The sequence below is a fragment of the Streptomyces sp. NPDC088747 genome (assembly GCF_044751025.1).
GTDB lineage: Bacteria > Actinomycetota > Actinomycetes > Streptomycetales > Streptomycetaceae > Streptomyces.
The window spans coordinates 47,425-62,816 of the sequence record NZ_JBIVKZ010000026.1; the positions used below are offsets into that span (position 1 = coordinate 47,425).

Consider the following 15,392-nt stretch of genomic DNA (forward strand, 5'->3'; position numbering starts at 1 on the left):
CCACCCACCCCGCGGACCGAGGCACCCGGCCCACCGACCCCGCGGCCCTCACCAGGCACCAAGCGGGCGACCTACGACCGGGGCGACGCCCCACGACGGGCCCGAGACGCTCGCCATACCCGCCGACCGCGGGACCACCCGCGTACACGAGCCCTCGTAGACCCTCGGACCGGCACCCTCGGACCGGCAACCTCGAACCAGCACCCGCGGACCGACGACCGCCACCCTCGAACCGCCACCCCGGACCGACGACCACCACCCCAAACCCGCCCGTTCCCCCGACAGCGCGGCCACGTCCGCACTCCCCCGCCGGACACCGGCTCCCGCCCCCGCGGGGGGGCACCAACCCACCGCACACCTCGGCCGCGGCACCCTCGGGGTGCCGCGGCCGAAGCAACGTACTGCGAAACGCGCCCACGCGAGAGAACGGCGCCCACGCGAGAACTAGGCGTCCTCGCGAGCCAACGCTTCCATCGCACGCGCCGTGACGTCCTCCACCTTGCCGAGCGCGGAGATCGTGACGACCAGGCCCTGGGCCTTGTAGTAGTCGATGATCGGCTCGGTCTGCGTGTGGTAGACCTCGAGTCGCTTGCGCACGGTCTCCTCGGAGTCGTCGTCCCGCTGGTACAGCTCGCCGCCGCAGACGTCACAGACGCCGTCCTGCCTCGCGGGCTTGTACGTCACGTGGAAGACGTGCGCCGAGTCGTTCCGGCAGATGCGCCGGCCGGCGATCCGCTTGACCACCTCGTCCTCGGGTACCTCAAGGTCCAGCACCGCGTCGAGCTTCATGCTCTCGGCCTTCAGCATGTCGTCGAGCGCCTCGGCCTGCGAGACGTTACGAGGGAAGCCGTCGAGCAGAAAGCCGTTCTCCGCGTCGGGCTGTTCCATGCGGTCCTTGGCCATCGCGATGGTGACCTCGTCCGGTACCAGTTCGCCCTTGTCCATGTAGGACTTCGCCAGTTTGCCGAGTTCCGTCTGCTGGCTGATGTTGGCGCGGAACAGGTCGCCCGTGGAAATGTGCGGGATCGACAGGTTCTGAGCAAGGAACGCGGCCTGCGTTCCCTTGCCGGCGCCGGGCGGCCCGACGAGGACGATTCGCATCAGCGGAGGAACCCTTCGTAATTGCGCTGCTGGAGCTGGCTCTCAATCTGCTTCACCGTCTCCAGACCGACACCCACGATGATCAGGATGCTGGTACCACCGAACGGGAAGTTCTGGTTCGCCCCGAAACCAACCAACGCCATCGTCGGCACGAGAGCGATCAGACCCAGATACAGCGAACCCGGCCAGGTGATCCGGTTGAGTACGTATCCCAGGTACTCAGCGGTCGGCCGGCCAGCCCGGATGCCCGGGATGAAGCCACCATACTTCTTCATGTTGTCGGCTACTTCTTCGGGGTTGAAGGAGATTGCCACGTAGAAGAAGGCGAAGAAAACGATCAGCAAGAAGTAGACCGTGATGTAGATCGGGTGGTCACCCTTGGTCAGGTTCGTCTCGATCCAGGTCTTCCAGCTGGACGTTCCGCTGGAGAACTGGGCGATCAGAGCCGGGATGTAGAGCAGCGACGAGGCAAAGATCACAGGGATGATGCCGGCCTGGTTGACCTTCAGCGGAATGTACGTCGAGGTACCGCCGTAGGACCGGCGGCCGATCATGCGCTTCGCGTACTGGACCGGAATGCGGCGCTGGGCCTGCTCGACGAAGACCACGAGTCCGACCATGACCAGGCCGACCAGGATGACGGTGCCGAACTCGATCCAGCCGTCGGCCAGCGTGCCCTGGGTCTTGATGGCCCACAGCGCGGACGGGAAGGTCGCGGCGATCGAGATGAACATGAGGATCGACATGCCGTTGCCGATACCGCGGTCGGTGATGAGCTCGCCGAGCCACATGACCATGGCCGTACCCGCGGTCATCGTGATGACCATCGTGATGGTGACGAAGATCGACTGGTCGGGCACGATCTCGGTGGCGACCTGGCAACCGCTGAAGAGCGCGCCGCTGCGGGCGGTCGCGACCAGGCCGGTGCCCTGGAGGATGGCCAGCGCCACCGTCAGGTAGCGGGTGTACTGCGTGATCTTCGCCGTGCCGGCCGAGCCCTCCTTCTTGAGGGCTTCGAGGCGCGGGATCACCACGGTCAGCAGCTGGAGGATGATGCTCGCCGTGATGTACGGCATGATGCCCAGCGCGAAGATCGTGATCTGCAACAGCGCGCCACCACTGAACATGTTGACCAGCCCGAACAGACCCTGGTTGCCCTTGGCCACTTCGATACAGGTCTGCACGTTCTGGTAGTCGACACCCGGGATCGGGATGTGGGTACCCACCCGATAGACCACGATGATGCCGAGCGTGAAGAGCAGCTTCTTGCGCAGGTCGGGCGTCTTGAACGCCCGGGCGAACGCGGTGAGCACGGTGCCTCCTGCGACCCCCGCGCTACTGCGTCAGAGGTGACGGTCTTGAGGTTCGACGGATAAGTGACGGACAGCTAGCTAACAGTGAAAAGCGCCCCGGAGTTCCCTACTGGCACACCGGAAAAAATCAGCAGCGCAGGCCACCTTACCGGCGACACCACGCCCCTAGGAACGACCAACCGGGGATGCCCCTTTTGTGGGGCATCCCCGGTCGGGATCGCTCAAGTCATCGAGACGCCTGCTGAATTCAGACGAGCTCGGTGACGGTACCGCCGGCGGCGGTGATCTTCTCCTTGGCGGAACCGGAGACGGCGTCGACCGTCACCTGCAGTGCCACGGAGATGTCGCCCTGGCCGAGGACCTTGACGAGGCTGTTCTTGCGAACCGCACCGTTGGCGACGAGCCCTTCGACGGTGACCTCGCCACCCTCCGGGTACAGCGACGCCAGCTTGTCGAGGTTCACGACCTGGTACTCGGTCTTGAACGGGTTCCGGAAGCCCTTGAGCTTCGGGAGACGCATGTGGAGGGGCATCTGGCCACCCTCGAAGCGCTCCGGAACCTGGTAACGGGCCTTCGTGCCCTTGGTTCCACGACCAGCCGTCTTACCCTTCGACGCCTCACCACGACCAACACGGGTCTTGGCGGTCTTGGCGCCCGGGGCGGGACGGAGGTTGTGGATCTTGAGCGGGTTGTTCTCCGCCATGATCAGTCGACCTCCTCAACCGTCACGAGGTGGCGGACGGTGTGAACCATTCCGCGGAACTCGGGGCGGTCCTCCTTGACGACCTGCGTGTTGATTCCCTTGAGACCAAGGGAGCGCAGGGTGTCGCGGTGGTTCTGCTTGCTGCCGATGTACGACTTCGTCTGCGTGACCTTGAGGCGAGCCATTACGCACCCGCTCCCGCACGTGCACGGAGCAGAGCCGCGGGGGCGACGTCCTCGAGGGGCAGACCGCGGCGGGCCGCGATCTCCTCGGGACGCTGCAGGCCCTTGAGGGCCGCCACGGTCGCGTGCACGATGTTGATCGCGTTGGACGAGCCGAGCGACTTCGACAGGATGTCGTGAACGCCGGCGCACTCCAGGACAGCACGCACCGGGCCACCGGCGATAACGCCGGTACCGGGGGAAGCAGGCTTGAGCAGGACGACGCCCGCGGCCTTCTCGCCCGTGATCGGGTGCGGGATGGTGCCCTGGATACGGGGGACCTTGAAGAAGTGCTTCTTGGCCTCTTCAACACCCTTGGCGATCGCGGCCGGCACCTCCTTGGCCTTGCCGTAACCGACACCGACGGTGCCGTCACCATCGCCCACTACGACGAGCGCAGTGAAGCTGAAGCGACGACCACCCTTCACAACCTTGGCGACGCGGTTGATCGCGACAACGCGCTCAACGTACGCGGTCTTCTCGGCAGCGCTGGCGCCGCCGTCACGGCCCTTCCGGTCCCGCCGCTCGCCGCCACCGGCACCGCTTCCGCGGCGCTGGGGTCCAGCCATTGGATTACCTCTCTCTTTTTCCGCTAGCTACGCAGCGGCCTAAGCCGCTAGCGCGACGGGCGACTCAGAACTTGAGTCCGGCTTCGCGGGCGGCGTCCGCCAGAGCGGCGATGCGCCCGGCGTACTGGTTGCCACCACGGTCGAATACGACAGCCTCGACACCGGCGGCCTTGGCGCGCTCGGCGACCAGGGCGCCGACCGACTTGGCCTGCGCGGACTTGTCGCCCTCAGCACCGCGGACCGTGGTGTCCAGGGTCGACGCCGACGCCAGGGTGTGACCCTTTACGTCGTCGATGACCTGGGCCACGATGTGGCGGTTCGAGCGCGTCACGACCAGGCGAGGACGCTCAGCCGTACCCGAGATGTGCTTACGGATCCGGATGTGACGACGCTTGATGGCAGCACGCTTGTAAGCGTCGCCCTTAGCAATCTTGACACCGTATGCCATGGCTTACTTACCCGCCTTTCCGACCTTGCGGCGGATGACTTCGCCTTCGTACTTGACGCCCTTGGCCTTGTACGGGTCGGGCTTGCGCAGCTTGCGGATGTTGGCCGCAACCTCTCCGACCTTCTGCTTGTCGATGCCCTCGACCGAGAACCGCGTCGGGTTCTCGACCTTGAAGGAGATCCCCTCGGGGGCCTCGACGGTGATCGAGTGGCTGTAGCCGAGCGAGAACTCCAGGTTGGAGCCCTTCGCCAGGACGCGGTAACCGACACCGCTGATTTCGAGCTTCTTCACGTAACCCTCGGTCACGCCGGTGATCATGTTCGCCACCAGCGTGCGGGACAGGCCGTGGAGGGCCTTGTTCTGACGCTCGTCGTTCGGGCGGGTGACGTTCAGAACGCCGTCCTCGCCCTTAGCGATCTCGATCGGCGCCGCGACGGTGTGGGAGAGAGAGCCCTTGGGGCCCTTCACCTGGACCGTACGGCCGTCGATGGTGACGTCCACGCCGGCGGGAACCGTGATGGGGAGCTTGCCAATACGCGACATAGCTGTTTCCTCCGTTCCCTTCCGCTACCAGACGTAGGCGAGAACTTCTCCGCCTACGCCCTTCTTGCCGGCCTGCTGTCCAGTGAGGAGACCGTGCGACGTGGAGATGATCGCCACGCCGAGGCCGCCAAGCACCTTGGGCAGGGAGGTGGACTTCGCGTAAACCCGGAGACCGGGCTTGGAGATCCGCTTGATGCCCGCGATGGAGCGCTCACGGTTCGGGCCGAACTTCAGCTCGAGGACGAGGTTCTTGCCGACCTCGGCGTCCTCGACCTTCCAGCCCGTGATGAAGCCCTCCTGCTGGAGGATCTCCGCGATGTGCGACTTGATCTTGCTGTGCGGCATTCCCACGGAGTCGTGGTACGCCGAGTTCGCGTTGCGCAGACGCGTAAGCATGTCTGCGATCGGATCAGTCATGGTCATGAATTGGCCTTCGGCCTCTCTCGCCGGGGTTTCCAGTGCGCCATCCCTCTCCCCACTCAGTGGCGGGACGGGTGCGGTGCGGGGACCTACGGCGTAGTAAGTCGTACGGGGCGGCAGGCGCCCAACCCTCCTAGCCTAAGCCATGAAGGGGAGGGCACCTTACCGACCCATTGCTTACCGAGAGCCTCTGGGTATCCCTAACGTCCTACGGACGGAAAGGAGTTACCAGGAGCTCTTGGTCACGCCCGGCAGCTCGCCACGGTGAGCCATCTCACGAAGGCAGATGCGGCACAGGCCGAACTTGCGGTACACGGAGTGCGGACGGCCGCAGCGCTGGCAGCGCGTGTAGCCACGTACGCCGAACTTGGGCTTACGAGCAGCCTTGGCAATCAGAGCCTTCTTCGCCATCTCGGTTACGCCTCCTTGAAGGGGAAGCCGAGGTGACGGAGAAGGGCGCGGCCCTCAGCGTCGTTGGTCGCCGTGGTGACCACGGTGATGTCCATACCCCGGACGCGGTCGATCTTGTCCTGGTCGATCTCGTGGAACATGACCTGCTCCGTGAGACCGAAGGTGTAGTTGCCACGCCCGTCGAACTGCTTGGGGGACAGACCACGGAAGTCGCGGATGCGCGGAAGCGCGAGCGACAGGGTGCGGTCCAGGAACTCCCACATGCGGTCGCCACGGAGCGTGACGTGAGCACCGATCGGCTGACCCTCGCGCAGCTTGAACTGCGCGATGGACTTGCGGGCCTTGGTGACGGCCGGCTTCTGACCGGTGATCGTGGTCAGGTCACGGACGGCACCGTCCATGAGCTTCGAGTCACGGGCGGCGTCGCCGACACCCATGTTGACCACGATCTTGACGAGGCCGGGAACCTGCATGACGTTCTCGTACGAGAACTCCTCAAGCAGCTTGCCCGCGATCTCCTCGCGGTACTTCGTCTTGAGACGCGGAGTCGTGGTGGTAGCCATCAGATGTCCTCACCCGTCCGCTTGGCAACGCGGATCTTGTTGCCCTCGTCGTCGAAGCGGTAACCGACACGCGTGACGACCTTGTTGCCGTCCTTCTCAACGACCAGCTGGACGTTGGAGACGTGGACGGGCGCCTCGGTCGTGACGATGCCACCGGCCTGCGAACCCTTTGCGGTCGGGCCGGCCTTGGTGTGCTTCTTGACCCGGTTGACACCCTCGACCAGGACGCGGTCCTCGCGGGGGTAGGCCGCGATGACCTTGCCCTGCTTGCCCTTGTCCTTGCCGGTGATGACCTGAACCGTGTCACCCTTCTTGATCTTCATGCTTACAGCACCTCCGGCGCGAGCGAGATGATCTTCATGAACTTCTTCTCGCGCAGCTCCCGGCCCACCGGGCCGAAGATACGGGTGCCACGAGGGTCGCCGTCGTTCTTGAGAATGACAGCGGCGTTCTCGTCGAAGCGGATGTACGAGCCGTCCGGACGGCGGCGCTCCTTGACGGTGCGAACGATGACCGCCTTGATGACGTCACCCTTCTTCACGTTGCCACCGGGGATCGCGTCCTTGACGGTGGCGACGATGACGTCGCCGATGCCCGCGTAGCGGCGACCGGAGCCACCGAGCACACGGATGCAAAGGATTTCCTTCGCACCAGTGTTGTCGGCGACACGAAGTCGCGACTCCTGCTGGATCACGTCTATCTCCTGATTGTCTGCCGGTTCCCGGGGCGGGGTCAGCCTTTACGGCGCCCCGCCCCGAGCCTGGCGGAACCAACCTGAGGGAACCCTCAGGTACTTACTTGGCCTTCTCGAGGATCTCGACGATGCGCCAGCGCTTCGTCGAGGACAGCGGCCGGGTCTCCATCAGGAGGACGCGGTCGCCGATGCCTGCGGCATTCTGCTCGTCGTGGGCCTTGAGCTTGCTGGTACGGCGGATGACCTTGCCGTACAGCGCGTGCTTGACGCGGTCCTCGACGGCGACGACGACGGTCTTGTCCATCTTGTCGCTGACGACGAGACCCTCACGGGTCTTGCGGAAGGCACGACCCTCAGCGGTCTCAGTCACATTGCTCTCACTCATCAGGCGCTCTCCACCGTCTCGATGCCCAGCTCGCGCTCACGCATCAGGGTGTAGATCCGCGCGATGTCCTTGCGGACGGCCTTGAGCCGCCCGTGGTTCTCGAGCTGACCGGTCGCCGCCTGGAAGCGGAGGTTGAACAGCTCTTCCTTGGCTTCGACGAGCTTCGCGAGAAGCTCCTCGTCACCCAGTTCGCGCAGCTCGGACGCCTTGGTACCGGCCGACATCACGCTTCACCTGCCTCGCGCTTGACGATCCGGCACTTCATCGGCAGCTTGTGCGCTGCGCGAGTAAGGGCCTCACGGGCGATCTTCTCGTTGGGGTAGGACAGTTCGAACATGACCCGGCCCGGGTGCACGTTCGCGACCCACCACTCGGGCGAACCCTTACCGGAACCCATGCGGGTCTCGGCAGGCTTCTTGGTCAGCGGGCGGTCCGGGTAGATGTTGATCCAGACCTTGCCGCCACGCTTGATGTGACGGGTCATCGCGATACGCGCCGCCTCGATCTGGCGGTTGGTCACGTAAGCCGGCGTGAGGGCCTGAATGCCGTACTCGCCGAACGAAACCTGCGTACCGCCCTTGGCCTGACCACGGCGCTTCGGGTGGTGCTGCTTGCGGTGCTTGACCCTACGAGGGATCAGCATGTCGGTCAGGCCTCCGTTCCGGTGCTCTCGGCCGGAGCGGCAGCGGCGGCGGGAGCGTCGGCCTTGGGGGCCTCGGCTGCCGGCGCGGACTGCTGCTGCGGCTTGCGGCCGCGGCCGCCACGCTCGCCACCACGGGCGCCGCCACGGGCCGGGCGGTCGCCGCCGCCACCCGCGCCACCGCGCGCCGGGCGGTTACCCGCACGGGCAGCGGCGTTCTCGGCGCGGACCTCGGCGATGTTCTTGACGTTGCCCTTGTAGATCCAGACCTTCACACCGATGCGGCCGAAGGTCGTCTTGGCCTCGAAGAAGCCGTAGTCGACGTTCGCACGGAGGGTGTGCAGGGGCACACGGCCCTCGCGGTAGAACTCCGAGCGGGACATCTCGGCGCCGCCGAGACGGCCACCACACTGGATCTTGATGCCCTTGGCGCCGGCCTTCATCGACGACTGCATGCTCTTGCGCATGGCACGCCGGAAGGAGACGCGGGAGGACAGCTGCTCGGCAACGGCCTGAGCGACCAGCTGAGCGTCCGTCTCGGGGTTCTTGACCTCGAGGATGTTCAGCTGGACCTGCTTGCCCGTGAGCTTCTCGAGGTCACCGCGGATGCGGTCGGCCTCGGCGCCACGGCGGCCGATGACGATGCCGGGACGCGCGGTGTGGATGTCCACCCGCACGCGGTCACGGGTGCGCTCGATCTCAACCTTCGAGATGCCGGCGCGCTCCATGCCGGACGTCATCATCCGACGGATGGCGACGTCTTCCTTGACGTAGTCCTTGTACAGCTTGTCGGCGTACCAACGGGACTTGAAGTCCGTGGTAATGCCGAGCCGGAACCCATGCGGGTTAACCTTCTGGCCCATTACCGGGTTCCTTCCTTGCTGCTGACGACCACGGTGATGTGGCTGGTCCGCTTGCGGATCCGGTAGGCACGGCCCTGGGCACGCGGCCGGAACCGCTTCAGGGTCGGACCCTCGTCGACGTACGCCTCGGAGATGACGAGGCTGCCGGCGTCGGTGTGGTCGTAGTTGTGCGCGGCGTTGGCGATGGCGCTGTCGAGCACCTTGCCAACCGGCACGCTCGCGGCCTGCGCGGCGAAACGCAGGACCGCCTGAGCCTCCGTGGCATCCATGCCACGGATAAGGTCCACCACACGGCGGGCCTTCATGGGCGTAACGCGGATGTACCGCGCCTGGGCCCTGGCTTCCATGGTTGTCCTTCCAGTGTCTGTCATGGTCGATTCCACCCCGCGCTAGCGGCGCTTCGTCTTCCGGTCGTCCTTGACGTGACCCCGGAAGGTGCGCGTCGGCGAGAACTCGCCGAGCTTGTGGCCGACCATCGACTCGGTGACAAACACCGGGATGTGGATCTTGCCGTTGTGCACCGCGATCGTGTGACCGAGCATGGCCGGGATGATCATCGAGCGACGGGACCAGGTCTTGATGACGTTCTTGGTGCCGGCTTCGTTCTGTACGTCCACCTTCTTGATCAGGTGGTCGTCGACGAAGGGCCCCTTCTTGAGACTGCGCGGCATCTAAACCCGCTCCTAGCGCTTCTTGTTCGACTTGCGGCGGCGGACGATGTACTTGCTCGAAGCCTTCTTCGGCGAGCGAGTACGACCCTCCTTCTGACCCCACGGGGAGACCGGGTGGCGACCACCGGAGGTCTTGCCCTCACCACCACCGTGCGGGTGGTCAACCGGGTTCATCGCCACACCGCGAACGGACGGGCGGACGCCCAGCCAGCGCTTGCGGCCGGCCTTGCCCCAGTTGATGTTGCTCTGCTCGGCGTTGCCGACCTCGCCGACCGTGGCGCGGCAGCGCTGGTCGACCAGGCGGATCTCACCGGACGGCATGCGGAGGTGGGCCATGGTGCCCTCCTTCGCGAGCAGCTGCACCGAGGCGCCGGCGGAGCGGGCGAACTTGGCGCCGCCACCCGGACGGAGCTCGATCGCGTGGATCGTGGTACCGACCGGGATGTTGCGGAGCGCCAGGTTGTTGCCCGGCTTGATGTCGGCCCCGGGACCGTTCTCGACGCGGTCGCCCTGCGACAGGTTGCGGGGGGCGAGGATGTAACGCTTCTCGCCGTCCGCGTAGTGCAGCAGCGCGATGCGCGCGGTGCGGTTGGGGTCGTACTCGATGTGCGCGACCTTCGCCGGCACGCCGTCCTTGTCGTGACGACGGAAGTCGATCACGCGGTAGGCGCGCTTGTGTCCGCCACCCTGGTGGCGAACGGTCACACGACCGGAATTGTTACGGCCGCCCTTGCTGTGCAGGGGGCGAACCAGCGACTTCTCCGGCGTGGACCGCGTGACCTCGACGAAGTCGGCGACGCTGGAGCCACGGCGGCCCGGCGTAGTCGGCTTGTACTTGCGGATTCCCATTTCTCAGTCCTCGTCCGATATTCGGACCAGGGCGCTCCGTTAGGAGGCCTGGCCGAAGATGTCGATACGGTCGCCCTCAGCGAGGGTCACGATGGCGCGCTTGGTGTCAGCACGCTTGCCGAAACCGCTCTTGGTCCGCTTGCGCTTACCCTGGCGGTTGATCGTGTTGACCCCGGTGACCTTGACCGAGAAGACCGCCTGGACGGCCTGCTTGATCTGGGTCTTGTTGGCGCCCGGCGCGACGACGAAGGTGTACTTGCCCTCGTCGAGCAGCGCGTAGCTCTTCTCGGAGACGACCGGCTTCAGCAGAACGTCACGGTGGTCCGTGAAGCTCTTGCTGATCGGCGTCTCGACGGTGTTCTTGCCCTCGGTCTCGTGGCGCTTCGCCTTGGCGACGCGCGCGACCTTCTTGGCCTTGGCGGCCTTCGAGGCGATGCTCGGGTGACGCGTAGCCATCAGGCTTCGCTCCCTTCGGTGTCAGCGTTCCGCTCCTCGGAGGGCGCGCCGGACACGAAGGACTCGAAAGCGGCCTTGGTGAAGACCACGTCGTCCGAGACGAGAACGTCGTACGTGTTCAGCTGGCCCGGCTCCAGGATGTGCACCTGGGGCAGGTTGCGCGCGGAAAGCAGCGCGGCCTCGTTGGAGCGCTCGATGACCAGGAGCACGTTCTTGCGCTCCGAGATCTTGCCGAGGAAGCTCTTCGCGGCCTTGGTGGAGATGGTCTCGCCGTCGATCACGTCGGTGATGACGTGGATGCGAGCGTTGCGGGCCCGGTCGGTGAGGGCGTGGCGCAGGGCCGCGGCCTTCATCTTCTTCGGGGTCCGCTGCGAGTAGTCACGCGGGGTGGGACCGTGAACGACGCCACCGCCGGCGAACTGCGGCGCACGGGTCGAACCCTGACGGGCGCGGCCGGTGCCCTTCTGGCGGTACGGCTTGCGGCCACCACCGCGGACCTCGCCACGACGCTTGACCTTGTGCGTGCCCTGACGGGCAGCGGCCAGCTGTGCGACGACGACCTGGTGGAGCAGCGGAATGCTGATCTTCTCTACGTCGAAGATCTCGGCCGGGAGCTCAACGGTCCCGGCGCTGTCGCCGGAGGGCGACTGAATGTCGATGGTGGTCATGTCCTCAGACCCCCTTGGCCGCGGTACGGACCAGGACGAGGCCGCCGTTCGGACCGGGGATGGCTCCCTTGATGAGGAGCAGTCCCTTCTCCGCGTCAACAGCGTGCACGGTCAAATTCTGGGTGGTGACCCGCTCGTTGCCCATGCGGCCCGCCATGCGCATGCCCTTGAAGACACGGCCAGGGGTGGCACAGCCACCGATGGAGCCGGGAGAGCGGTGCTTGCGCTGGACGCCGTGTCCGGCGCCGAGGCCACGGAAGTTGTGGCGCTTCATGACACCGGCGAAGCCCTTGCCCTTGCTCTTGCCGGTCACGTCCACCTTGACGCCGGCCTCGAAGGTCTCGGCGGTGATCTCCTGGCCGAGGGTGTACTCGCTGGCGTCAGCGGTACGGATCTCGACGAGGTGGCGGCGGGGGGTGACGTCGGCCTTGGCGAAGTGACCCTTGAGGGGCTTGTTCACCTTGCGAGGGTCGATCTCGCCGAAGGCGATCTGGACCGACTCGTAGCCGTCGGAGTCATTCGTACGGACCTGGGTCACGACGTTCGGGCCGGCCTTGACGACGGTGACGGGAACAACGCGGTTGTTCTCGTCCCACACCTGCGTCATGCCGAGCTTCTCGCCCAGGATGCCCTTGATCTGCTTAGCCATTCTCAGACCACATCCCCTAGAGCTTGATCTCGATGTCGACACCGGCCGGGAGGTCGAGTCGCATCAAAGAGTCAACGGTCTTGGGCGTCGGGTCGAGGATGTCGATCAGGCGCTTGTGCGTGCGCATCTCGAAGTGCTCGCGCGAGTCCTTGTACTTGTGCGGCGACTTGATGACGCAGTACACGTTCTTCTCAGTGGGCAGCGGCACCGGGCCCGCGACCGACGCACCAGTTCGCGTCACCGTCTCGACGATCTTCTTCGCCGAGGAATCGATGACCTCGTGGTCGTAGGCCTTGAGCCGGATGCGGATCTTCTGTCCCGCCATGGCTACTCAGTAGTCCTTTGTCTAGTGAAACGCTCTGGTACCCGGGGGTTCGCGTCCCGTCCTCCGACCCACGCGGTCGGGTGTGTCGCGCTCCTGCCGCACAGATATCCGTCACGGATTTCCCTGCGAGGGACGCGGCTCGCCCGAAAGCAACCGCTGGACCGGGGGCTGAACACCCACCGGGTGCCTGGCCCGCACCCCGCTGACACTTCCCGAAAGATTCCCGTACGTCCGCCCCAGCGCTGCCTTACGGCAGTTGGGGCGACGAGTACTGTGGGACTCGCTTTCGGTCCTCCCGACGGGAGGCGCGCAGCATCGGCACTCGACCGAGCAACTCCGACAGTCTGCCATACGGGGCATGGGCCTGGCCAATCGAGCCAGGGATCGTACCCCGAAGGTGACGCAGGTCAAACACAGGCTCGGTTCGCGGGGTCCCGTTTTCCGGTCAGGCCGTGTTACGGGGGTCGCGCAGCCGGGCGAACGACGAGTCGAGGCCCTTCTTCAGCCACCCCGCCACCGGCTTCTCCACGAAGCGGTGGACCAGGTAGCTCAGGACCAGGAAGCCGACGATCATGTTGACGACCAGCAGCCGGGCGTCCATGGTGTCACGCAGGCGGTTGATCAGCGCCGTACCGACCGCGTAGTGCATCAGATAGAGCGGGTAAGTCATGGTGCCGGCGGTGACGAGCCACCTCCACTGGATCCGGTCGGTCATGCCCAGCGCGATACCGACCATGACCAGCAGGAACACGGTGAAGATCAGCACGCTGCCCCGCCAGCCGGAGACGTACTCGACGTGGTCGATCCGGTACCCCAGTTCCATCTGGCCCATCAGCCACGCCATGGCGAGGATGCCCCACAGCAGCAGGTCCTGGCCGAAGCGGTGCATGAGGTAGAGGGCGAGGCCCGCGATGAAGTACCAGGCGCCCTCGGGGTTGGCGACGAGTTCCAGCAGGTGGAAGTCGGACGCCGGGGCGAGCATCGCGGCGGCGCCCCACACGCAGCAGAACACCACGACCTTGCGGTACGTCAGGCCGGTCGCGACGACGAGCATGAAGAGCAGGTAGAAGCGGAGCTCGGACCAGAGCGTCCAGTAGACCCCGTCGACGTTCTGCACGCCCGAACCGGACTGCAGCATCGTGAGGTTGAGCAGGACCTCGCGCAGCCGCAGCCGCTCCCACACCCCCGGCACGGCCACCAGCATCCCCGTGGTGAACAGGACGGCGAACCAGTACGCCGGGTAGAGCCGGATCACCCGGGAGACGAAGAACTGCCGGGGGGTGCGCCCCCAGCACGACATGCAGATCACGAATCCGCTGATCACGAAGAAGATCTCGACGCCGATCCAGCCGTACGTCGCCACGCGGAACACGGTGGGCATGATGTCCGACACCGGACGGTCCCAGATCGCGTTGCCGGGCTGGTTCACCCGCCGCGTACCGGCGAAGTGGTGCAGGGCCACCAGGAGCGCGGCGAGGATGCGGATGCCGTCGATGGCGTACAGCCGGGTGCCGGCGCGCTGCGGACGGGCGGACTTACCGTCCTGACCGCCCTGGGCGTCCTTGCCGTCCTTGGCACCCGAGGGCGGCCGGGTGAGCCGCTCGGCCGTGGCGACACCGGTCCGCCAGTCCGACTCGGCGAGCGGAGGGAGCGGCTGTTTCAGCCCACCCGAACCCCGCACGGGTATCGCCGATCCGCCTGCGGCGCCGCGCATGAACACCTACCCACCATCACAAGGAACCCCGGAGCCGAGCGACCACCGGCCGGCTCAGGCTACGACCGCCACAACCACCCCACAGCGGCCAGACAGGAACAAACTCCCCACCAGGGACGCACACTTGCCCCAACGGCCACCCACGCACCGTATGCCGTTCACCCTCGATTCACCTACTGAACGCGGAAGCTTCGGCCGGGCTCCGCCTTCAGGAACGGCGCCGTCCGCGCAGTGCCTTCCAGGCGTCACCGACGGCGTATCCCGTCTCCAGCCGCCAGGTCTCCACCTTGTCCCGCACCTTCGACACGACCGTCCACCACTTGAGCCACAGCGGCAGCTGCCGGAACGGGACGTAGTCGAGAGTGTCGTTGATGGCGTGCTCGGCGATGCTCTTGCGACCGGGACCCTCCGCCCGCAGCGCGGCGTACAGCTCGGGTGTCAGGGCACCGTTGAGCCGGGCCGCGGTGCCCGCCGCGGTGTACGCGAACCCTCGCTGAGCGATGTCCGGCAGCCGCATCGCCCGGACGATCCGAGGCGACGCCTCCTCCAGCGAACAGTTGAAGGCCAGGCCGATCACCGCCGTGCCCAGATGGTCCGCGCCACGCCCGAACGCGGCGTCCACCTCGGCGGGGTCGTCGATACCGAGAAGGCCCTCACCGCTTTCCCAGTCCCATTCGGACGCCATGTCTGACTCTCCCCGTGTCAACGACGTCGACGCAGGGCCCGCCAGGCATCCCCGACCGCGTCCTCGGACCGCAGCCACCAGCCCTCCAGTTTGTTGCGCACTGCGTTCACCACCTTCCGCCACTTGAACCACGGTGGCAGGTCCCGAAACGGAACGGAGTACAACGTGTCGTTGATGGCATGCTCGGCCAAGCCATGAGGCCCCTCCGTGCGCAGCGCGGCGTACAACTCCGGCGTCAGTTCCCCATTGAGGCGAGCCGCCGCACCCGCCGCAGTGAACGCAAACCCCCGCTGATCAGGGTCCGACAACCGCATCGCCCGGACAATCCGAGGCGACGCCTCCTCCAGCGAACAGTTGAAGGCCAACCCGATCACCGCCGAACCGAGAGACCACTCGCCACGCTCAAAAGCGGCGTCCACCTCGGCAGGATCGTCGATATGCGACACACCCTCGCCGGTCTCCCAGTTGTACTCGGAAGTCATACCGACCTTCGCCCTTCGT

At 66.0% G+C, this 15,392-nt stretch carries 26 protein-coding genes; all 26 read right to left on the reverse strand.

Going from position 1 to position 15,392, the window contains the following annotated elements; translation table 11 throughout:
• Nucleotides 1-444 precede the first annotated feature (444 nt).
• The 26 genes from ACIP79_RS40180 to ACIP79_RS40305 all read right to left on the reverse strand — a co-directional run bounded on the left by ACIP79_RS40180 (nt 445) and on the right by ACIP79_RS40305 (nt 15,373).
• Entirely contained in the window at nt 445-1,101 is a 657-nt protein-coding gene (locus tag ACIP79_RS40180) for an adenylate kinase (RefSeq protein ID WP_401232377.1), read from the reverse strand.
• A complete protein-coding gene (gene secY, locus ACIP79_RS40185; protein ID WP_401232380.1) occupies nt 1,101-2,414 on the reverse strand; it encodes a preprotein translocase subunit SecY in 1,314 nt (437 codons plus the stop codon). Before secY ends, ACIP79_RS40180 begins: the two co-directional genes overlap by 1 nt.
• 247 nt (nt 2,415-2,661) lie before the next feature.
• Nucleotides 2,662-3,117 carry a 50S ribosomal protein L15 gene (gene rplO, locus ACIP79_RS40190; protein WP_399216656.1) on the reverse strand — a complete coding sequence of 152 codons (456 nt, stop codon included), beginning with the start codon at nt 3,115-3,117 and terminating at the stop codon, nt 2,662-2,664.
• Nucleotides 3,118-3,119: 2 nt separating this feature from the next.
• Entirely contained in the window at nt 3,120-3,302 is a 183-nt protein-coding gene (gene rpmD / locus ACIP79_RS40195; protein ID WP_055553514.1) for a 50S ribosomal protein L30, read from the reverse strand.
• Nucleotides 3,302-3,907, reverse strand: a complete 606-nt coding sequence (gene rpsE / locus ACIP79_RS40200) for a 30S ribosomal protein S5 (RefSeq protein WP_383678741.1) — start codon at nt 3,905-3,907, stop codon at nt 3,302-3,304. Before rpsE ends, rpmD begins: the two co-directional genes overlap by 1 nt.
• Before the next feature lie 64 nt (nt 3,908-3,971).
• Nucleotides 3,972-4,355 (reverse strand): 50S ribosomal protein L18, encoded by a 384-nt coding sequence (gene rplR, locus ACIP79_RS40205; protein ID WP_168510320.1) that lies wholly within the window; start codon nt 4,353-4,355, stop codon nt 3,972-3,974.
• Nucleotides 4,356-4,358: 3 nt separating this feature from the next.
• Entirely contained in the window at nt 4,359-4,898 is a 540-nt protein-coding gene (gene rplF / locus ACIP79_RS40210; RefSeq protein ID WP_401232384.1) for a 50S ribosomal protein L6, read from the reverse strand.
• 24 nt (nt 4,899-4,922) lie between these two features.
• Nucleotides 4,923-5,321 (reverse strand): 30S ribosomal protein S8, encoded by a 399-nt coding sequence (rpsH, locus tag ACIP79_RS40215; RefSeq protein WP_383678745.1) that lies wholly within the window; start codon nt 5,319-5,321, stop codon nt 4,923-4,925.
• A 222-nt stretch (nt 5,322-5,543) separates the two neighbouring features.
• Nucleotides 5,544-5,729: a type Z 30S ribosomal protein S14 gene (locus ACIP79_RS40220; RefSeq protein ID WP_261705331.1), complete on the reverse strand. Its 186-nt coding sequence runs from the start codon at nt 5,727-5,729 to the stop codon at nt 5,544-5,546.
• A 5-nt stretch (nt 5,730-5,734) separates the two neighbouring features.
• The gene (gene rplE, locus ACIP79_RS40225) at nt 5,735-6,292 is read right to left on the reverse strand and encodes a 50S ribosomal protein L5 (protein WP_266831341.1); all 558 of its coding nucleotides are present in this window, start codon (nt 6,290-6,292) and stop codon (nt 5,735-5,737) included.
• The gene (gene rplX / locus ACIP79_RS40230) at nt 6,292-6,615 is read right to left on the reverse strand and encodes a 50S ribosomal protein L24 (protein WP_266455993.1); all 324 of its coding nucleotides are present in this window, start codon (nt 6,613-6,615) and stop codon (nt 6,292-6,294) included. Before rplX ends, rplE begins: the two co-directional genes overlap by 1 nt.
• A 2-nt stretch (nt 6,616-6,617) precedes the next feature.
• A complete protein-coding gene (gene rplN / locus ACIP79_RS40235) occupies nt 6,618-6,986 on the reverse strand; it encodes a 50S ribosomal protein L14 (protein ID WP_003992364.1) in 369 nt (122 codons plus the stop codon).
• Nucleotides 6,987-7,086: 100 nt separating this feature from the next.
• Nucleotides 7,087-7,371 carry a 30S ribosomal protein S17 gene (gene rpsQ, locus ACIP79_RS40240; RefSeq protein WP_383678748.1) on the reverse strand — a complete coding sequence of 95 codons (285 nt, stop codon included), beginning with the start codon at nt 7,369-7,371 and terminating at the stop codon, nt 7,087-7,089.
• On the reverse strand, nt 7,371-7,595 hold the full coding sequence (gene rpmC, locus ACIP79_RS40245) for a 50S ribosomal protein L29 (RefSeq protein ID WP_043676824.1): 225 nt from the start codon (nt 7,593-7,595) through the stop codon (nt 7,371-7,373). Before rpmC ends, rpsQ begins: the two co-directional genes overlap by 1 nt.
• Nucleotides 7,595-8,014 (reverse strand): 50S ribosomal protein L16, encoded by a 420-nt coding sequence (gene rplP, locus ACIP79_RS40250; protein WP_099500627.1) that lies wholly within the window; start codon nt 8,012-8,014, stop codon nt 7,595-7,597. The genes rpmC and rplP overlap by 1 nt, the downstream gene beginning before the upstream one ends.
• A gap of 5 nt (nt 8,015-8,019) precedes the next feature.
• A complete protein-coding gene (gene rpsC / locus ACIP79_RS40255; protein ID WP_266456011.1) occupies nt 8,020-8,874 on the reverse strand; it encodes a 30S ribosomal protein S3 in 855 nt (284 codons plus the stop codon).
• On the reverse strand, nt 8,874-9,221 hold the full coding sequence (rplV, locus tag ACIP79_RS40260) for a 50S ribosomal protein L22 (protein WP_266456014.1): 348 nt from the start codon (nt 9,219-9,221) through the stop codon (nt 8,874-8,876). Before rplV ends, rpsC begins: the two co-directional genes overlap by 1 nt.
• 42 nt (nt 9,222-9,263) lie before the next feature.
• On the reverse strand, nt 9,264-9,545 hold the full coding sequence (rpsS, locus tag ACIP79_RS40265; protein ID WP_266456015.1) for a 30S ribosomal protein S19: 282 nt from the start codon (nt 9,543-9,545) through the stop codon (nt 9,264-9,266).
• 12 nt (nt 9,546-9,557) lie between these two features.
• The gene (gene rplB / locus ACIP79_RS40270) at nt 9,558-10,394 is read right to left on the reverse strand and encodes a 50S ribosomal protein L2 (protein WP_043676819.1); all 837 of its coding nucleotides are present in this window, start codon (nt 10,392-10,394) and stop codon (nt 9,558-9,560) included.
• A 39-nt stretch (nt 10,395-10,433) separates the two neighbouring features.
• Nucleotides 10,434-10,850: a 50S ribosomal protein L23 gene (gene rplW, locus ACIP79_RS40275; protein WP_388680121.1), complete on the reverse strand. Its 417-nt coding sequence runs from the start codon at nt 10,848-10,850 to the stop codon at nt 10,434-10,436.
• Nucleotides 10,850-11,518 (reverse strand): 50S ribosomal protein L4, encoded by a 669-nt coding sequence (gene rplD / locus ACIP79_RS40280; protein WP_401232394.1) that lies wholly within the window; start codon nt 11,516-11,518, stop codon nt 10,850-10,852. Before rplD ends, rplW begins: the two co-directional genes overlap by 1 nt.
• Before the next feature lie 4 nt (nt 11,519-11,522).
• A complete protein-coding gene (gene rplC / locus ACIP79_RS40285; protein WP_266456024.1) occupies nt 11,523-12,167 on the reverse strand; it encodes a 50S ribosomal protein L3 in 645 nt (214 codons plus the stop codon).
• A gap of 16 nt (nt 12,168-12,183) precedes the next feature.
• A complete protein-coding gene (gene rpsJ, locus ACIP79_RS40290) occupies nt 12,184-12,492 on the reverse strand; it encodes a 30S ribosomal protein S10 (protein WP_003948644.1) in 309 nt (102 codons plus the stop codon).
• A 445-nt stretch (nt 12,493-12,937) separates the two neighbouring features.
• Nucleotides 12,938-14,206: an acyltransferase family protein gene (locus tag ACIP79_RS40295; RefSeq protein WP_401232397.1), complete on the reverse strand. Its 1,269-nt coding sequence runs from the start codon at nt 14,204-14,206 to the stop codon at nt 12,938-12,940.
• Nucleotides 14,207-14,414: 208 nt separating this feature from the next.
• Nucleotides 14,415-14,891 (reverse strand): hypothetical protein, encoded by a 477-nt coding sequence (locus tag ACIP79_RS40300; protein ID WP_401232399.1) that lies wholly within the window; start codon nt 14,889-14,891, stop codon nt 14,415-14,417.
• A 17-nt stretch (nt 14,892-14,908) separates the two neighbouring features.
• Nucleotides 14,909-15,373, reverse strand: coding sequence for a hypothetical protein (locus ACIP79_RS40305; protein WP_401232402.1), 465 nt, complete (start codon nt 15,371-15,373; stop codon nt 14,909-14,911).
• Between the last annotated feature and the right edge of the window lie 19 nt (nt 15,374-15,392).